We start from the raw sequence: 15,453 nt of genomic DNA, 5'->3' as shown, positions 1-15,453 counted from the left end.
GACCGGCAAGCGGAGCGCGCAGGCCCGGCGAACCTCGCCGGGCCGAAGATGCAGCGACCGCAATCGGAAGCAGCGGCGCAAGATCGAACGCAAACGAAAAGGCGCCGCCTGCCTCACGGCAGGCAGCGCACATGACTGCGATCAGGTGGCCTCGCGCTTCAGCAGCGACTCCAACTGATCGATCAGCCCGACCTCGACGAACACGCAGTCCTGGCAGGATTCCAGCGGCACATCGAACAGCTTCGCGAACAGTTCGCGCCGCAGGTGCGCCACGTGGCCTGTCCGGTACGCATGCTCCGGCTTGAGACGGTCCGTATCGGCCGCCACTGTGCTGCGCTCAGGATCGCACTCGATCAACGCGACGAAGCCATCGTCGGCGAACTTCCGGTGCTCGGGACACAGCCCCCAGCCGGTCCTCGTGTGGCGCTCCATGCTGGCGCGCAGGCGCCTATCCAGCAGGAGGGAGCCGGTCTCGAACGCGTTGCCACAGACCAGGCAGACGTGTTGTTCCAGCGAAACGTGCGATTTCTCGTTCATAGCGATCTCCGGTTGCTCGGGCGGAATTGCCCGGCACCGTCGCCATCACGGCGCAGCGCAAGCCGTCAGGGGTCGCAGACGGCCGCAGGCCGCCAGCGTGCCCACAGGCACGCGCAGCCCTTGACGGCGAGAACGCCGTGGTACGGTCAAGGGAACGGCAACTCCGCCCACCCGGCCCCAAACGAAGCCAAAACCGGCAAGCGGAGCGCGCAGGCACGGCCCACGGGGCACGCCAAAGGCGTCAGCTGAGCTCAGCGAGGGAACGATGGAGGCCCGCCAGGGGCGAGACCTGCGCACAGCAGGGCACGGTGCGAAGCACGAGAGCGCGGCGCTGCGAGGCCGGGGACGGCATGGGAGCGCGTTACGCGAGTTCTACCTGCGTAGACCAGCCGAGTGACAGTTATCCCAAATTTTTCAGATCACAGAATAGATAGCAAACCCTAAACTTGCAGAAATTGAAGCGTTCTTGACGTTGGTCATCACGCAGATTCTTCTTTGCGGAATTTTTTACTGCATACTGAACCATCTGTAACCGGATCATCCAAGATGAAAAAATTACCTGTCGTTCGCGCCACAGGCGATCAACTGCCTTTAATGAGTCAAAACCGGCTTGGCGTCGAGGTCATTTGCGGCGCGGCCGGAAGTGGGAAGACCTCGACTGCACTACTGCGTCTGCGGTCTTTGGTTCACATGCATGTGCACAGGCACGAGCGCATGGGCCTAGCAAATCCAGTTAAGGTGCTTGTTCTCACTTTTAACAGGACGCTATCTGGTTACGTAAGTTCCCTTGTGGAAAATCAAATTTCTGCGGACGCAAGGGTAGATCTTGAGGTTTCTACATTTTCTAAATGGGCGATGGAAAAGCTGGGGCGGCCTGCGATCAGCGAAAGTTCAACTGAGGACTTAGCAGTCTTTGCACGCCGCTTCTCTGGTCTTGACAGTGGATATGTAGCAAGTGAAGCAGAGTACGCAATGGGCCGTTTCTCACCAAGTGAGTTGGCTGCCTACTTGACCTCCGAGCGAACTGGACGCGGCTTACAACCGCGGGTAGATCGTGCATTGCGCCGAAGGCTACTGGATGAGGTCATCCTTCCGTACCAAGCGCAGCTGTCCAGCAACAATGTCCTTGATTGGAATACGCTGGCAGTGTCTATGATGAACCTCACTCCCATCGGATATGAGATTGTAATCATTGACGAGAGTCAGGATTTCTCAGCCAACCAATTGCGCGCCATACGTCACCATTTGGCGCAAGACCACACGATGACATTCGTGATTGACACCGTGCAGAGGATCTATGCGCGCGGCTTCACGTGGTCTGAGGCTGGCTTCGAAGTGCGCCCTGAACGCTACCACAGGCTTACGACGAATCATCGCAATACGAATCAAATCGCCAATTTCGCTGCAGGAATTCTTAATGGAATCAATGTTGACGGAGATGGCGCGCTGCCTAACCTGACAACCACTGATTCTAACGGCCCTCTTCCTGTAGTGATGCGAGGCCTTTACAGCCAACAAATATCAGCTGCGATTAATTTTATACGAAACCATGTTGACCTCACTCAAGAGTCAGTTGCATTTCTAAAACCCAAGGGTGGCAGATGGTTCGAAACGATCAGTGCACACCTTGCTGCAGCGGGCATAGGGTCTGTAAATATTACCCGGGAGTCCGAATGGCCAGAGGGACCCGAGAATGTAGCTCTGTGCACATTTCATTCCGCCAAAGGGCTAGAGTTTGACTATGTCTTCATTCTTGGACTGAGTAGTGAAACCACACCCCATGGCGATGAAGACCATGATGACCAGCTGTGGGTACTCAGGAGGCTACTGGCAGTCGCGGTCGCGAGAGCGCGAAAACAAGTTTTTATCGGCTACAAGATAGGCGAGCAATCTGAACTCGTGAAATTTTTCACTCCAAATACGTTCCAAGAGGTGGACTTATGACCCTTGCTGACGCCATCAAACAGCGCGGCATTTCGGAGGTCATTCATTTCACGACCAATCGTGGGATTGTTGGAACATTAGCCACTGGAGCGCTCTTGTCCAGGCATCTTTTGCCACAGGAAAAGTATCTGGAAAAAGTTTTACACGTCAATGCAGCGAACCGCCCTGAGTCTTGGCATGACTTTGATAAAAGTCAGAACTGGCTCGACTATGTCAACTTGTCGATTTCCGAGATCAACCGAAGATACTTTGAATTTTCATCAAAATGGCACAAAGATTCTGAAGTATGGTGGGCTATCCTGGCATTTGATCCAGTCATAATGACGCATGACGGGGTATTTTTTGCCACCACCAACAATGCTTATGAGCCATTTTGCTCCCGTGCACCAGGCATCTCCGGCTTCACACAGCTGTTTGACGATAGAGTCAGGCGCAAGAGTGACTGGACGGTAAGTCGGATGGGCCGTGCGGCCCACCTGACGACTTGCGAGCAGGCTGAGGTTCTGTATCCTCAACGGGTTTCAGTCGACTTCCTACGGCGGATCTATGTTCGTGAAGGCGAGCATCAGGACCAAGCTCGTGGTTGGCTGACTGAGTTCGGCCTTCAAACAGTCGACGTTGCCATCAACCCCGCGAAGTTTGAGGGATGCAAGAATTGAAAGAGGCGGCCTGTGATCCACACTGAAAAAACCAGTCCGCGTGAGCGGATGGTGATCAACTCTGCCCTGTGGGCAGCCGCTGGCGATGCGTTAGGTTGGATCACTGAGCTGGCCCACGGGTCGGCCAACGTGATGCGCCGCAGTGGGACCGCTACGGTCCAGCGACCTGTGGCTTGGGAACGGGTCATAGGAGGTCGAACGGGACCCAAAGTCGCGCTGCCTGCCGGCACGTACTCCGATGACACGCAACTCAGGCTGGCAGTCTCCAGATGCATCCGCAATGGCGGCACGTTTGACGCCGAGGCCTTCGCGAAGATTGAACTGACAGTGTGGCCGTCGTACGCCCTCGGCGCTGGTCGGGGAACAAAGGCTGCAGCGGCTAATCTTGCACGCCGTAACACGACTTGGTACTCGAATTTCTTCGAGTCTGGCTCACAGCGCTATGTGAGCAGCGGCGGCAATGGCGCTGCCATGAGAGTGCAGCCACATGTCTGGGCCCGCAAGTCTTCAGGCCCTGAACTGGTGTTGACAGTTTTGCAGGACGCTCTGATCACACACGGGCATCCTCAGGGGTTCTGCGGAGCGGTCTTTCACGCGTTGACCTTACACGCAACGATCTCCGCCGGTGCGGTTGCCGGCCCTGACGTGTGGACTGACCTCGTAGAAACCTTCTTGGATATCCCAGAAATCCTCGACAATGACCCTCAGTTGGCGGCCTTCTGGCGTGCAGCTTGGGAGAGCAAGACGGGAAACAGTCTGCCTGATGCTTTGCAGGCAATGCGGGATGCCTCACTGAAAGACATTGAGTCTATTCATAGCCTCGCGAAATCTATGGAGCCGGAGGAGTACCCCCGCGTACTGGATGCGCTGGGGTGCACCTCGCAAGAATTTCGTGGTGCGGGCTTCAAGACAGCGCTAGCAGCTTCGGTCTTGGCCCACATGCATCGCAGCAGTTCCCCTGCGCAAGCGCTGGTGCAATCCGCCAATGAACTAGAGAGTGATACCGACACTATTGCGACGATGGCGGGTGCGATCCTCGGCGCCTGCGTGGAAGAAGCACCCAACTGGCCTATCCAGGACCATGACTACATCGTTCGCGAAGCAGCGAGGCTTGCCCGCATTGCCGCGGGCCAGCCCAGTGAGTATTTCATCTATCCTGATCTGGCACGTTGGAGTCCGCCGGCCAATCAGCATGCCGCAGTCGGCCAACTGGGTGACAATGTGGCCTTGGCCGGCCTGGGAATGATTAGGGCTGAGGGACAAGATTATCGGTCTGGCGACTCGATCTGGCAGTGGTACAGACTGCCTTTCGGACAAACTATCCTCGCGAAGCGCAAGGCGACGCTGCCAAAAGTGGCTCAAGATCAGATGCCGGGGGAATCCGCCCGCCTAAAAGCTACTCAGAGCCCCAAGAGCAGAAATCAACCGGGCGACCAAGGCGCCCTTTCATTCGAAGACGGCCGCAACAATATGGATGAGCGCTCGAAACAGGCAAACTCATACATCGAGCATGGCGTTTGGTCCATTGACCGGGCAACCGACGAAGCAATCAGATCAAATTTTGATCCTGCGATTGTGGGCACCTTGTTCAATCGCTGCCTTGACGAGACAGAATCTATCGAGCAGGTTATAGCGTTCGCGGCAATTCTCGGCAAAGCAAGGCTCGCTCGGCGTCGGAAACGCGATCGGTAGCACGTCAACCAATCTTAGCGCTACCTCTACGACAAACCTTTGGCGGAGACAATCAAGACCTTGTAGCGAAACAGCCGTGCCCAGCTACGCCCCAACTGGTTGTGCCGATAGCCACCGAAAACCACCATACCCCCATGCAGTAAAAACCGATGGAGGTCCAAGTGGAGCAACGATCACAGGCACCGGTTGAGGACAGTAATGCAGCACAGTCTCTCCCGGCCCCAGGCACCCACGCCTACGCGGCGCTGCCGCAATTTCCCCAGCGCAGCCCCCTTCCCTTTCGCCGCACCATCCGACGCCACGAATTGCGTAAGATGGTCCCACTGGCCGAAACGACGATCTACGAAATGGAGCGCCGAGGCGAGTTCCCCCGCCGCTTCAACCTGACGCCCCGTTGCGTCGTATGGGACCTAGCCGAAGTGGAAACGTGGATCGAACAACGCAAGCAGGCGCCTCGCACCGGCATCGTCAAGCCCAACGTACATCAACGAAAAACCCGCCCTGTCCGGGCGGGTTCGGAAAAGGTCTAGTCGCTCGCGAAGCCGTTCATCCGACCAAGGCGTCCAGTTCCTTGGTAGAGGCCTTTGGCAGTCGCAGACGCTCCTTCGCCACATTGGCCTGCATGGCCACACGCGCCACGTCCTGCACATCCTCCGCTAGCGCATAACCTCCCCGAGCTTGCAGCCAGGCCAGCACGTCGGCCAGATGCCAGATCGACGTGCTGCCCTCATGCACCGGGGCCGGGAAGCTTCCAGGATGCGCAAGCATCAGCTTGCGCATGTTCTGCCGCGACACGCCCACGATCTCGGCCACGTCGGTCAACCCCACCAGGTCCGGAGCCACCTCGATCAGGCGAGCCGAAGGCACAGCCGCGCGTACGTCAGCCAATGCGCTGCGCACAGCTTCCCCGGCATCGACCGCCTCGCGCGTGAACTCCAGCGCCAGACGTCCCGGCTGCCCAATGCCGACCAGCGCATCGTCGCAGCCGGCCTCGCCCAGGCGCTCGACCAGCGCATCGATGTCGCGGTCCTCGTCGGCCAGTTGGTACTTCAGGGTGAAGGTGTATTCCATCGCTCTACTCCTGGGCGCCCTCGCCAGCATCCTGCTGGCGGCGGTGCGTGGTGCAGTTGTCCACGACGCGCCGCAAGGCGCGCGCATGGTTACCAGGGCTCTTCGGCGTGCTCCACACGCTGGTGATGCAGAACTCGCCGCATCGGCATTCCTGGTCGTTGTAGGGGCAATAGATCCGCCCCCACGCATGGCTTCCGCCGACCGCAACGCGCCAGCCCTGCCCTTCGGCATGCCGAAGCGCCTCCTCGACTTCCTTCTTCGGATGGGAGGGGCGAACCATCAGCGGCCTCCAGTGTGGAGACGACAACCAAAGTTGTCAAGTGACAACCAACACATGGTCATGCTACCGCGCTCAGCATCGGCACCGCCATGTTCTCGGGCAGCAGCTTCGGCACGTAGGTTTCGCCCTCGATCCACGCATGGACCATATTGGCCCACTCCTGCAGCATGTGCCGGCGTTGCTCGGCGTACTCTGCCTTGTTGTAGACGCCGCGGGACGAGCGCCCGTCCTCGTGAGCCAGGCACTTCTCGATCCAGTCCCGGTTGAAGCCCACCTCGTTGAGCAGTGTCGAGCCTGTGCGGCGCAGATCGTGGACCGTGAACGGTTCCAGCGGCAATCCCGCTTCCTTGGCGCGCTGGGCCACGATCTGCGTGACCCGGTTCAAGGTCGCATGCGACATGCAGCGGTCGGCGTCATAGCGAGAGGGCAGCACGAAACGTGACCCCGCCGCGCAGGTGTGCAGCGCCACGAAGATGTCCAGCGCCTGACGCGACAGGTACACGACGTGCGGATTGCGCCCCTTCATCCGCTGCTTCGGGATCGTCCAGGTCGCGTTCTCGAAATCCACCTCGTCCCAGGTCGCCTCGATCAGTTCGCTCTTGCGTACCAGCGTGAGCAGGATCATGCGCAGCGCGAGCCGGATCGTCGGATAGGTCGCCACCGACTCCATCTGCCGCGCCATCAACCGGATCTCCAGCGGCGACAGGGCGCGGTCCTTGGCAACGAAGGTGGCGATCGACGACGCGGCCACACCCTCGGCCGGGTTGTCCACCTTCTCTCCGTGCAGGATCGCGAAGGCATAGACCTGCTTCACGATGTCGCGGATGTGCACCGCCGTGGCAGGCGCGCCGCGGGCCTTCACCCTCTGGCACAGCGCACGTAGGTCGTCCGGGGTGATTTCGTTGAGCAGCCGCTTCTGGAAGACCGGCAGGATGTCGCGCTGAACGACATGCTTGCGCATCGCGCGAGTGCTGTCGGCCATCCGCGCCTCATCCAACCATTTCACCGCCAGGTCCCCAAAGCACTTCACGGCGGTCAGCCGGCGCTTCTCGCGCTGCTTCTCCATCGCGGGCGACTTGCCCTGGGCAATGGTCTTCTTGGCATCGATGAGCTTTTCGCGGGCCATCGCCAAGGACAGGCCGGCAGGCCCGTAGCGCCCGATCGTGAGCGTCTCCCGGCGCCCATGGAGACGGTAGTCGTAGCGGAAGGTGACGGTACCGGTAGGCGATACCGTCACGTACATTCCATCTCGATCAAAAGCCTTATAAATCTTTGACTTAGGCTTGAGATTACGCAGTGCAGTGTCGGTCAGCATCGAGGTTTTCACTCCTGTTCGTGACGGCTTTTACCGTCAGGGACTTGGAGACCCGCTGATGCTCGGAAAGCCGCATGAAATAAGCTTTCCTCAAGAGGTTTTTACCGTCAAAGACCGTTTTGGCCTCAATAGTAAACGGGAGGGTCTTGATCCGACCTCCGGTTCGTACCGCCAGCGCTACCGCCAACCTGTCGTGCTGGCCAGCGATAGCCACCGATAGAAGCCGCGAACTTTTTCCTTTCAGATCAACACGTTGCGGCGACTTTTCGATAGCTGGCGATAGTCCCCGAAGGACCTGATTTCACTCCCACTCGATCGTCGCCGGCGGCTTCCCCGAAATGTCGTAGACCACCCGCGAGACACCGCGCAGTTCGTTGATGATGCGGTTGCTCACCGTGCCGAGGAAATCATAAGGCAGGTGCGCCCAGTGCGCGGTCATGAAGTCGATGGTCTCCACCGCGCGCAGCGCGATCACCCATTCGTAGGCGCGGGCGTCGCCGACCACGCCGACCGACTTCACAGGCAGGAACACGGCGAAGGCCTGGCTGGTCTTGTCGTACAGGTCGGCCTTGCGCAGTTCGTCGATGAAGATCGCATCGGCCTTGGCCAGCAGTTCGGCATACTCGCGCTTCACTTCGCCGAGGATGCGCACGCCCAGGCCGGGCCCGGGGAACGGGTGTCGGTAGACCATGCTGCGCGGCAGGCCGAGTTCGACGCCCAGGCGCCGCACTTCGTCCTTGAACAGTTCGCGCAGCGGCTCGACCAGGCCCAGCTTCATGTGCTCGGGCAGGCCGCCGACGTTGTGGTGGCTCTTGATGACGTGGGCCTTGCCGGTCTTGCTGCCGGCCGACTCGATCACGTCCGGGTAGATGGTGCCCTGCGCCAGCCACTTGGCGTTGCGGAGCTTGTTCGACTCTTCGTCGAAGATCTCCACGAACAGGTTGCCGATGATCTTGCGCTTGGCTTCCGGATCGCTGACGCCGGCCAGCGCCTGGAAGTAGCGGTCGGCGGCGTTGACCCGGATCACCTTGACGCCCATGTGCTCGGCGAACATCGCCATCACCTGGTCGCCTTCCTGCCAGCGCAGCAGGCCGGTGTCGACGAACACGCAGGTCAGCTTGTCGCCGATCGCCTTGTGCAGCAGCGCGGCGACCACCGACGAATCGACGCCGCCGGACAGGCCGAGAATCACTTCGTCGTCGCCGACCTGGGCGCGCACGCGGGCGATCTGGTCGTCGATGATGTTGGCCGCGGTCCACAGCGTGGCGCAGCCGCACACGTCGACCACGAAGCGGCGCAGCAGCGTCTGGCCCTGCAGGGTGTGGGTGACTTCCGGATGGAACTGCACGCCGTACCAGCGCTTGGCCTCGTTGGCCATGGCCGCGACCGGGATGCGGTCGGTGACGGCGGTGATGGTGAAGCCCGGCGGCACCTGCGACACGTGGTCGCCGTGGCTCATCCACACGTTCAAACGCGACGCGCCTGCGTGATCGGTCAACCCGGAGAACAGCGCATCGGCAGCGACCACCTCGACCTCGGCATGGCCGAACTCGCGCTGGTCCGCCGCTTCGGTGGCGCCACCGAGCTGCGCGGCCAGGGTCTGCATGCCGTAGCAGATGCCGAAGATCGGCAGGCCGCTGTCGAACACTTCCTGCGGCGCGGCCGGCGCGCCCGGCAGCGTGGTCGATTCCGGGCCGCCGGAGAGGATGATGCCTTTCGCCCCGAAGCCGGCGATCTCGGCCGGATCGTGGTCCCACGCCCAGATCTCGCAATACACGCCCAGTTCGCGAATGCGCCGCGCGATCAACTGCGTGTACTGCGCACCGAAATCGAGGATGAGGATCTTGTCGCTGTGGATGTTGGTCATTGGGGCCGGGAATCGGGAACGGGGAATCGGGAATGGGCAAAGCGGTGCAGACGCTGGTTCATCGATTCCCGACTCCCGATTCCCCATTCCCGGATGGGCGTCAGCCCATCCTGTAGTTCGGCGGTTCCTTGGTGATCTGCACGTCGTGGACGTGGCTTTCGCGCTGGCCGGCACCGGTGATGGTGACGAACTTGGGCTTGGTGCGCATGTCCTCGATGGTGGCGCAGCCCACGTAACCCATGGTCGCGCGCAGGCCGCCGATCAGCTGGTGGATGATGCCGCTGAGCGGACCGCGGTACGGCACGCGGCCTTCGATGCCTTCCGGCACCAGCTTGTCGGCGTCGGAGGCGTCCTGGAAGTAGCGGTCCTTGCTGCCCTTCTCCATCGCGCCCAGGCTGCCCATGCCGCGGTAGCTCTTGTAGCTGCGGCCCTGGAACAGTTCGACCTCGCCCGGGGCTTCCTCGGTGCCGGCGAACAGGCCGCCGACCATCACCGTGGAGGCGCCGGCGACCAGCGCCTTGCCGATGTCGCCGGAGTAGCGGATGCCGCCGTCGGCGATCAGCGGGATGCGGTCCTGCAGCGCCTCGGCGACCATGTCGATCGCGGTGATCTGCGGCACGCCGACGCCGGCGACCACGCGCGTGGTGCAGATCGAGCCGGGACCCACGCCGACCTTGACCGCGTCGGCGCCGGCGTCCATCAGCGCCAGCGCGGCGTCGCCGGTGACGATGTTGCCGCCGATCACCTGCAGCTGCGGGTAGGTCTTCTTGACCCAGGCCACGCGGTCGATGACGCCCTGCGAATGGCCGTGCGCGGTGTCGACGATGACCACGTCCACGCCGGCCGCGGCCAGCAGTTCGATGCGCTGCTCGGTATCGCCGCCGACGCCCACCGCGGCGCCGACCAGCAGCCGCGTGGCGGCGTCCTTGGCGGCGTTGGGGTTGTCGGTTTTCTTCTGGATGTCCTTGACCGTGATCAGGCCGCGCAGCTCGAAGCCGTCGTTGACCACTAGGATCTTCTCGATGCGATGGCGGTGCAGCAGCTGCAGCACTTCCTCGTCGCTGGCGCCTTCGCGCACGGTGACCAGGCGATCCTTCTTGGTCATGATGTGGCGGACCGGATCGTCGAGCTTCTTCTCGAAGCGCATGTCGCGGCTGGTGACGATGCCGACCAGTTCGCTGCCGTCGACCACCGGCACGCCGGAGATGTTGCGGGCGCGGGTGAGTTTGAGCACCTCGCCGATGGTGGTCTCCGGACCGACCGTGAACGGCTCGGTGATGACGCCGGCCTCGAACTTCTTGACCTTGGCCACTTCGGCCGCCTGCTGCGCCGGGGTCAGGTTCTTGTGGATGATGCCGATGCCGCCGAGCTGGGCCATGGCCACCGCCAGGCGGTGCTCGGTGACCGTGTCCATCGCGGCCGAGAGGATCGGCAGTTTCAGGCGCAGGTCGCGGGTCAGCCGGGTTTCCAGGCTGACGTCCTTGGGCAGGACGGTCGAATGGGCGGGGACGAGCGAGACGTCGTCGTAGGTGAGAGCTTCAGCCTGGATGCGCAGCATCGGCGGACCCGAGTGTGGGGAAGCGCGGCATTTTAACGCATTGGGGCGGGGATTTGGGAGTCGGGAGTGGGGATTCGTCAAGACCTCGCCCTGCGCGGTCGTGCCGTTTGCCTCTCTTTCAGCAGGGCGATCTCGACGGCCTGCCGATCCCGCATGCAAACCGGAAAGGCCGCGCATGCGCTTTTGCTGTTGCCTTTAACGAATCCCGAATCCCGAATCCCCAATCCCGCGCAGCCTTCAACGAATCCCGAATCCCCACTCCCCAATCCCGGCCACTGCCCTCAACGAATCCCCGATCCCGAATCCCGACTCCCCGCCGCCTCAGCGGCCTCGATCGTGTTCTGCATCAGCGTGGCCACGGTCATCGGCCCGACCCCGCCCGGCACCGGGGTGATCCAGCTGGCGCGCTGCGCCGCCGCGTCGAAGCCGACGTCGCCGACCAGGCGGCCGTCGTCAAGGCGGTTGATGCCGACGTCGATCACCACCGCACCGGGCTTGACCCACTCGCCCGGGATCAGCCCCGGCCGGCCCACCGCCACCACCAGGATGTCGGCGTCGCGCACGCGCGCCTGCAGCACCTCCGGCGGGGTGAACTTGTGGCAGCAACTGACCGTGCAGCCGGCGATCAGCAGTTCCAGCGCCATCGGCCGGCCGACGTGGTTGCTGACGCCGACGATGGTGGCGTTGCGCCCGCGCACCGGCTGGTCGGTGTGCGCCAGCAGGGTGACGATGCCGCGCGGCGTGCACGGGCGCAGGCCGAATTCGCGCAGCGCCAGGTGGCCGACGTTTTCCGGATGGAAGCCGTCCACGTCCTTGCGCGGATCGATGCGGTGGATCAGCCGGCTGGCATCGGGGATGCCCGGCAGCGGCAACTGCACCAGGATGCCGTGGATCTTGGGATCGGCATTGAGCCGGTCGATCAGCGCCAGCAGTTCGGCTTCGCTGGTGCCCGCCGGCAGGTCGTAGTCGAACGCCTCGATGCCGACCTTTTCGGCCGCGCGGCGCTTGTTGCGCACGTACACCGCCGAGGCCGGATCGCCGCCCACCAGCACCACCGCCAATCCGGGCCGCGGCTGCCCGGCCGCCAGCCGCGCGTCGACCCGCGCCTTGAGCTCGTCGAGCAGGTCTTCGGCGATGCGCCGCCCGTCGAGGATGCGGGCCGGGACGGAGGAGACGGGCACGGAATCGGTCATCGGGGCGGGCGGGTGTAGAGTCGGGGGATGTCCATTGTCCCCGATTCCGCCATGACCGACACCACCCGCATCGAGGCCGCCGCCTTCCGTCGCCTGCTGCAGCACCTCAATCAGGTCCGCCCTGACGTGCAGAACATCGACCTGATGATCCTGGCCGGGTTCTGTCGCAACTGCCTGGCCGACTGGTATCGCGAGGCGGCGGCCGCCGAAGGCGAAGACCTCAGCAAGGAGCAGGCGCGCGAGCGCGTCTACGGCATGCCGTTCGCCGACTGGAAGGCGCAGCACCAGGCCGAGGCCACACCTGAGCAACTGGCCGCCTTCGCCGAGGCGCAGCGCAAGCACGGCTAGCGCGATGCTGCGTTACACCGCGATCGCGGCGGCCATTCTCGCCGCGGCCTATGTGCTGGTCTGTGCCTTGCTCTACCTGGGCCAGCGCGACCTGCTGTATTTCCCGCAGGGCACGCGGGTGGCACCGGCGCAGACCGATTTCGCGCTGCGTCGCGGCGCGGACGTGGAGCTGCGCGGCTGGCAGGTCAATCCCGGTCGCGACAAGGTGCTGCTGTACTTCGGCGGCAATGCCGAGGATCTGCGTGTCGCCCGCGCGCAGTTGCAGGCCGCCCTGCCCGACCACAGCCTCTACCTGCTCGCCTACCGTGGCTACGGCGCCAGCGACGGCAAGCCCAGCGAGACCGCACTGGTGGGCGATGCCGTGGCGCTGTACGACCATGTGCGCGCCGCGCAACCACAGGCACAGATCGCGGTGCTGGGGCGCAGCCTGGGCAGCGGCGTGGCCAGCCAGTTGGCGGCGCGGCGCGCGGTGGCGCAGCTGGTGCTGGTGACGCCGTTCGACAGCCTGATGTCGGCGGCGCAGGCGCACTACCCCTGGGCGCCGGTGCGCTGGCTGCTGCGCGATCGCTACGACTCTGCGCGCGCCTTGCGCGCCTATGGCGGCCCACTGCTGATTCTGCGCGCCGGCCGCGATCAGGTGGTGCCGCCGAGCAGCACCGATGCCCTGCTCGAGGCCCTGGCGCAACGCCCGACCGTGGTCGCCTTCGCGCAGGCCGACCACAACGACATCAGCGACGATCCGGGCTACGTTCGGGCGCTGCAGGCGTTCCTGCGCTGAGGCGGCATCGCTCGGGCGGGGTACTCGAAAGGTACCCGGGAGTCGACTGTCATGCAGCCACGACGCGCAAAGTGGTGTGTGCTTCCGAAAGCGCAATGCGTCGGGACTGAAGTCCCTCCCACGGTGCATCCGGCGGGCTCGCCGCAAGTCCCTATCGGTTCCCACACGGGCACCGCACACAATGCTGCCTTGCCGTGGCTAATCGCCGCGACGCGGCTCGCCGGGCTCGACCGGCACGCCTTCCGGATTGAGCGTGCGGCTCTCGCGCCGTGGCGGCGTGAACGGAGTCGGGGTCGGCACCACTGGGGTGATGTTGCCGTACATCAGGCCCCTGCCAGCACGCACGTCGCCGGCGGCGATCTCCAGTTCCAGCCGCTCTGCATCGCGGCGACGGATCTCGCGGGCGATGGAGCGCGCCTCGCTCTCGTCCATGCCCAGTTCGATCAGCGCGGCCTGGCCGAATTCCACCGCCGATTCGAAGGTCTCGCGAATGTGGTAGTCGACGCCGGCGGCGATCAACTCCAGCGCGTGCTCGCGGTCGTAGGAGCGCACCAGCAGCTTGGCCTGCGGAAACTCGGTGGTGGCCAACTCGACGATGCGGTTGGCCGCCTCGCGGTTGTCCACGCACACCGCGATGGCGCGAGCGCTGTGCGCGCCGGAGGCGTGCAACACGTCCAGACGCGTGCCGTCGCCGTAGTAGATCTTGAAGCCGAACTTGGCCGCGCTCTGGATCATCTCGATGTCGTTGTCGATGATGGTCACGTCCACGTCGCGCGCCAGCAGCGACTGGCTGGCGACCTGGCCGAAGCGGCCGAAACCGATGATCAGCACGCTGCCGGTGAGGCCGTCGGCTGCATCTACGCCTTCCATCGACGGTGCCTCCACCGGTGCCCAGCGCCGGTACAGCAGCACGAACAGCGGCGTCAGCGCCATCGACAGCACCACGATGGCGGTCAGGTTGGCATTGATCTGCGCGTCGATGACGCCGGCACCGCTGGCGGCGGCAAACAGCACGAAGGCGAACTCGCCGCCCTGCGCCATCAGCACGCCGCGATCCAGCGCCTGCGCATGGCCGCTGCCGGTGAGCCGCGCGACCAGGTAGATGCACGCGGCCTTGGCCGCCATGAAGGCAAGCACACCGCTGAGGATCAGCGTCCAGTTGGCCGCCACCACCGCCAGGTTCAGCGCCATGCCGACACCGAGGAAGAACAGCCCCAGCAGGATGCCGCGGAACGGTTCGATGTCGGCTTCGATCTGGTGGCGGAAGGTCGATTCGGACAGCAGCACGCCGGCCAGGAACGCGCCCATTGCCATCGACAACCCGCCGAGCTGCATCAGCAGCGCCGCGCCCAGCACCACCAGCAGGGCGGCCGCGGTCATCACCTCACGCGCCTTGGCCGCCGCCAGCAGCCGGAACAGCGGGTTGAGCAGCCAGCGCCCCGCCGCCAGCAGGCCGACGATCGCCGCGGCGCCGATACCGATGCCGATCCAGCGCGACGGCGCAGACGCGTCCACCGGTACCGGCGCCATCCACGCCACCACCGCCAGCAGCGGCACGATCAACAGGTCTTCGAACAGCAGGATCGCGACGATCTTCTGCCCCGCCGGCAAAGCGATGTCGCCGCGCTCGCCGAGCAACTGCATCACCACCGCGGTAGAGGTCAGCACGAAGCCGGAGGCCGCGATGAAGGCCACCGGCAATGGAAAGCCGAAGGCCAGTCCGACCCCGGTCAGCACGCTCGCGCAGACGATGATCTGCGCGGTACCCAGGCCGAAGATCTGCTTGCGCAGGCTCCACAGGTGCGAGGGCCGCATTTCCAGGCCGATCACGAACAGGAACATGACCACGCCCAATTCGGCGACGTGCAGGATCGCCTGCGGATCGGAGAACCAGCCCAGGCCGAACGGCCCGATCGCCAGGCCGGCGGCGAGATAGCCGAGCACCGACCCCAGGCCGAGCCTGCGAAACACCGGCACCGCCACCACGGCCGCGCCGAGCAGCGCTACCACCTTGATCAATTCGCTGCTGTCGGCTGCACTGGTCATGCGCCGATTCTACGCACAAGGCCGCAGCATCCCCATGGAGCGGGATGCGACATGAGACGCGGCGCACTGCGTGCTGCGCGCAAGGAACCTTTTGTGCGACATGCAAGCGGTCGCGCGCTGTGCGCCGCACCCTCACCCCAACCCCTTTCCCGCAGGGAGAGGGGC

General features: G+C 63.5%; 15 protein-coding genes. 7 read left to right on the top strand and 8 right to left on the bottom strand.

Annotated features, from left to right (window positions below):
- Positions 1-141: 141 nt before the first annotated feature.
- Entirely contained in the window at positions 142-537 is a 396-nt protein-coding gene (locus tag SLW56_RS08310) for an ATPase (protein WP_320694642.1), read from the bottom strand.
- Positions 538-1,083: 546 nt separating this feature from the next.
- Here SLW56_RS08310 and SLW56_RS08305 point away from each other — a divergent pair.
- The 4 genes from SLW56_RS08305 to SLW56_RS08290 all read left to right on the top strand — a co-directional run bounded on the left by SLW56_RS08305 (position 1,084) and on the right by SLW56_RS08290 (position 5,362).
- Entirely contained in the window at positions 1,084-2,481 is a 1,398-nt protein-coding gene (locus SLW56_RS08305) for a 3'-5' exonuclease (RefSeq protein WP_320694641.1), read from the top strand.
- Positions 2,478-3,140, top strand: coding sequence for a DarT ssDNA thymidine ADP-ribosyltransferase family protein (locus SLW56_RS08300; RefSeq protein ID WP_320694640.1), 663 nt, complete (start codon positions 2,478-2,480; stop codon positions 3,138-3,140). The genes SLW56_RS08305 and SLW56_RS08300 overlap by 4 nt, the downstream gene beginning before the upstream one ends.
- A gap of 12 nt (positions 3,141-3,152) precedes the next feature.
- Positions 3,153-4,832: an ADP-ribosylglycohydrolase family protein gene (locus tag SLW56_RS08295; RefSeq protein WP_320694639.1), complete on the top strand. Its 1,680-nt coding sequence runs from the start codon at positions 3,153-3,155 to the stop codon at positions 4,830-4,832.
- Positions 4,833-4,981: 149 nt separating this feature from the next.
- Positions 4,982-5,362 (top strand): AlpA family phage regulatory protein, encoded by a 381-nt coding sequence (locus tag SLW56_RS08290; protein ID WP_320694638.1) that lies wholly within the window; start codon positions 4,982-4,984, stop codon positions 5,360-5,362.
- A gap of 16 nt (positions 5,363-5,378) precedes the next feature.
- On the opposite strand, the gene SLW56_RS08285 is transcribed toward SLW56_RS08290, so the two are convergent.
- From SLW56_RS08285 to SLW56_RS08275, 3 genes are read right to left on the bottom strand one after another with little or no spacing between them, the layout of a single operon-like run.
- Positions 5,379-5,903 (bottom strand): DNA-binding protein, encoded by a 525-nt coding sequence (locus SLW56_RS08285; RefSeq protein ID WP_320694637.1) that lies wholly within the window; start codon positions 5,901-5,903, stop codon positions 5,379-5,381.
- Between the two features lie 4 nt (positions 5,904-5,907).
- Entirely contained in the window at positions 5,908-6,183 is a 276-nt protein-coding gene (locus SLW56_RS08280) for a hypothetical protein (RefSeq protein ID WP_320694636.1), read from the bottom strand.
- A gap of 58 nt (positions 6,184-6,241) precedes the next feature.
- Complete coding sequence (locus SLW56_RS08275) at positions 6,242-7,498, bottom strand: tyrosine-type recombinase/integrase (protein WP_320694635.1); 1,257 nt, start codon at positions 7,496-7,498, stop codon at positions 6,242-6,244.
- Here SLW56_RS08275 and SLW56_RS08270 point away from each other — a divergent pair.
- Complete coding sequence (locus SLW56_RS08270; protein ID WP_152246778.1) at positions 7,485-7,718, top strand: hypothetical protein; 234 nt, start codon at positions 7,485-7,487, stop codon at positions 7,716-7,718. The two genes, SLW56_RS08275 and SLW56_RS08270, sit on opposite strands and share 14 nt — an antisense overlap.
- Before the next feature lie 81 nt (positions 7,719-7,799).
- Here SLW56_RS08270 and guaA read toward each other — a convergent pair whose 3' ends face one another.
- From guaA to folD, 3 genes are all read right to left on the bottom strand, one after another.
- Positions 7,800-9,365 (bottom strand): glutamine-hydrolyzing GMP synthase, encoded by a 1,566-nt coding sequence (guaA, locus tag SLW56_RS08265; RefSeq protein ID WP_010342916.1) that lies wholly within the window; start codon positions 9,363-9,365, stop codon positions 7,800-7,802.
- 100 nt (positions 9,366-9,465) lie between these two features.
- The gene (guaB, locus tag SLW56_RS08260) at positions 9,466-10,923 is read right to left on the bottom strand and encodes an IMP dehydrogenase (protein ID WP_017917282.1); all 1,458 of its coding nucleotides are present in this window, start codon (positions 10,921-10,923) and stop codon (positions 9,466-9,468) included.
- Between the two features lie 281 nt (positions 10,924-11,204).
- Entirely contained in the window at positions 11,205-12,116 is a 912-nt protein-coding gene (gene folD / locus SLW56_RS08255) for a bifunctional methylenetetrahydrofolate dehydrogenase/methenyltetrahydrofolate cyclohydrolase FolD (protein ID WP_043092093.1), read from the bottom strand.
- Positions 12,117-12,167: 51 nt separating this feature from the next.
- Here folD and SLW56_RS08250 point away from each other — a divergent pair, with 51 nt between their 5' ends.
- Positions 12,168-12,464, top strand: coding sequence for a DUF1244 domain-containing protein (locus SLW56_RS08250; protein WP_043092094.1), 297 nt, complete (start codon positions 12,168-12,170; stop codon positions 12,462-12,464).
- Positions 12,465-12,468: 4 nt separating this feature from the next.
- Positions 12,469-13,242, top strand: coding sequence for an alpha/beta fold hydrolase (locus SLW56_RS08245; RefSeq protein WP_320694634.1), 774 nt, complete (start codon positions 12,469-12,471; stop codon positions 13,240-13,242).
- A 198-nt stretch (positions 13,243-13,440) separates the two neighbouring features.
- Here the strand turns inward: SLW56_RS08245 and SLW56_RS08240 are convergent, their stop codons facing one another.
- On the bottom strand, positions 13,441-15,288 hold the full coding sequence (locus SLW56_RS08240) for a monovalent cation:proton antiporter-2 (CPA2) family protein (protein ID WP_267116912.1): 1,848 nt from the start codon (positions 15,286-15,288) through the stop codon (positions 13,441-13,443).
- Between the last annotated feature and the right edge of the window lie 165 nt (positions 15,289-15,453).

The organism is Xanthomonas sp. LF07-6, assembly GCF_034105445.1.
Lineage (GTDB): Bacteria > Pseudomonadota > Gammaproteobacteria > Xanthomonadales > Xanthomonadaceae > Xanthomonas_A > Xanthomonas_A sontii.
Note: the sequence above shows the minus strand (reverse complement) of the source record. Positions and strands in the feature narration are given on the sequence as shown.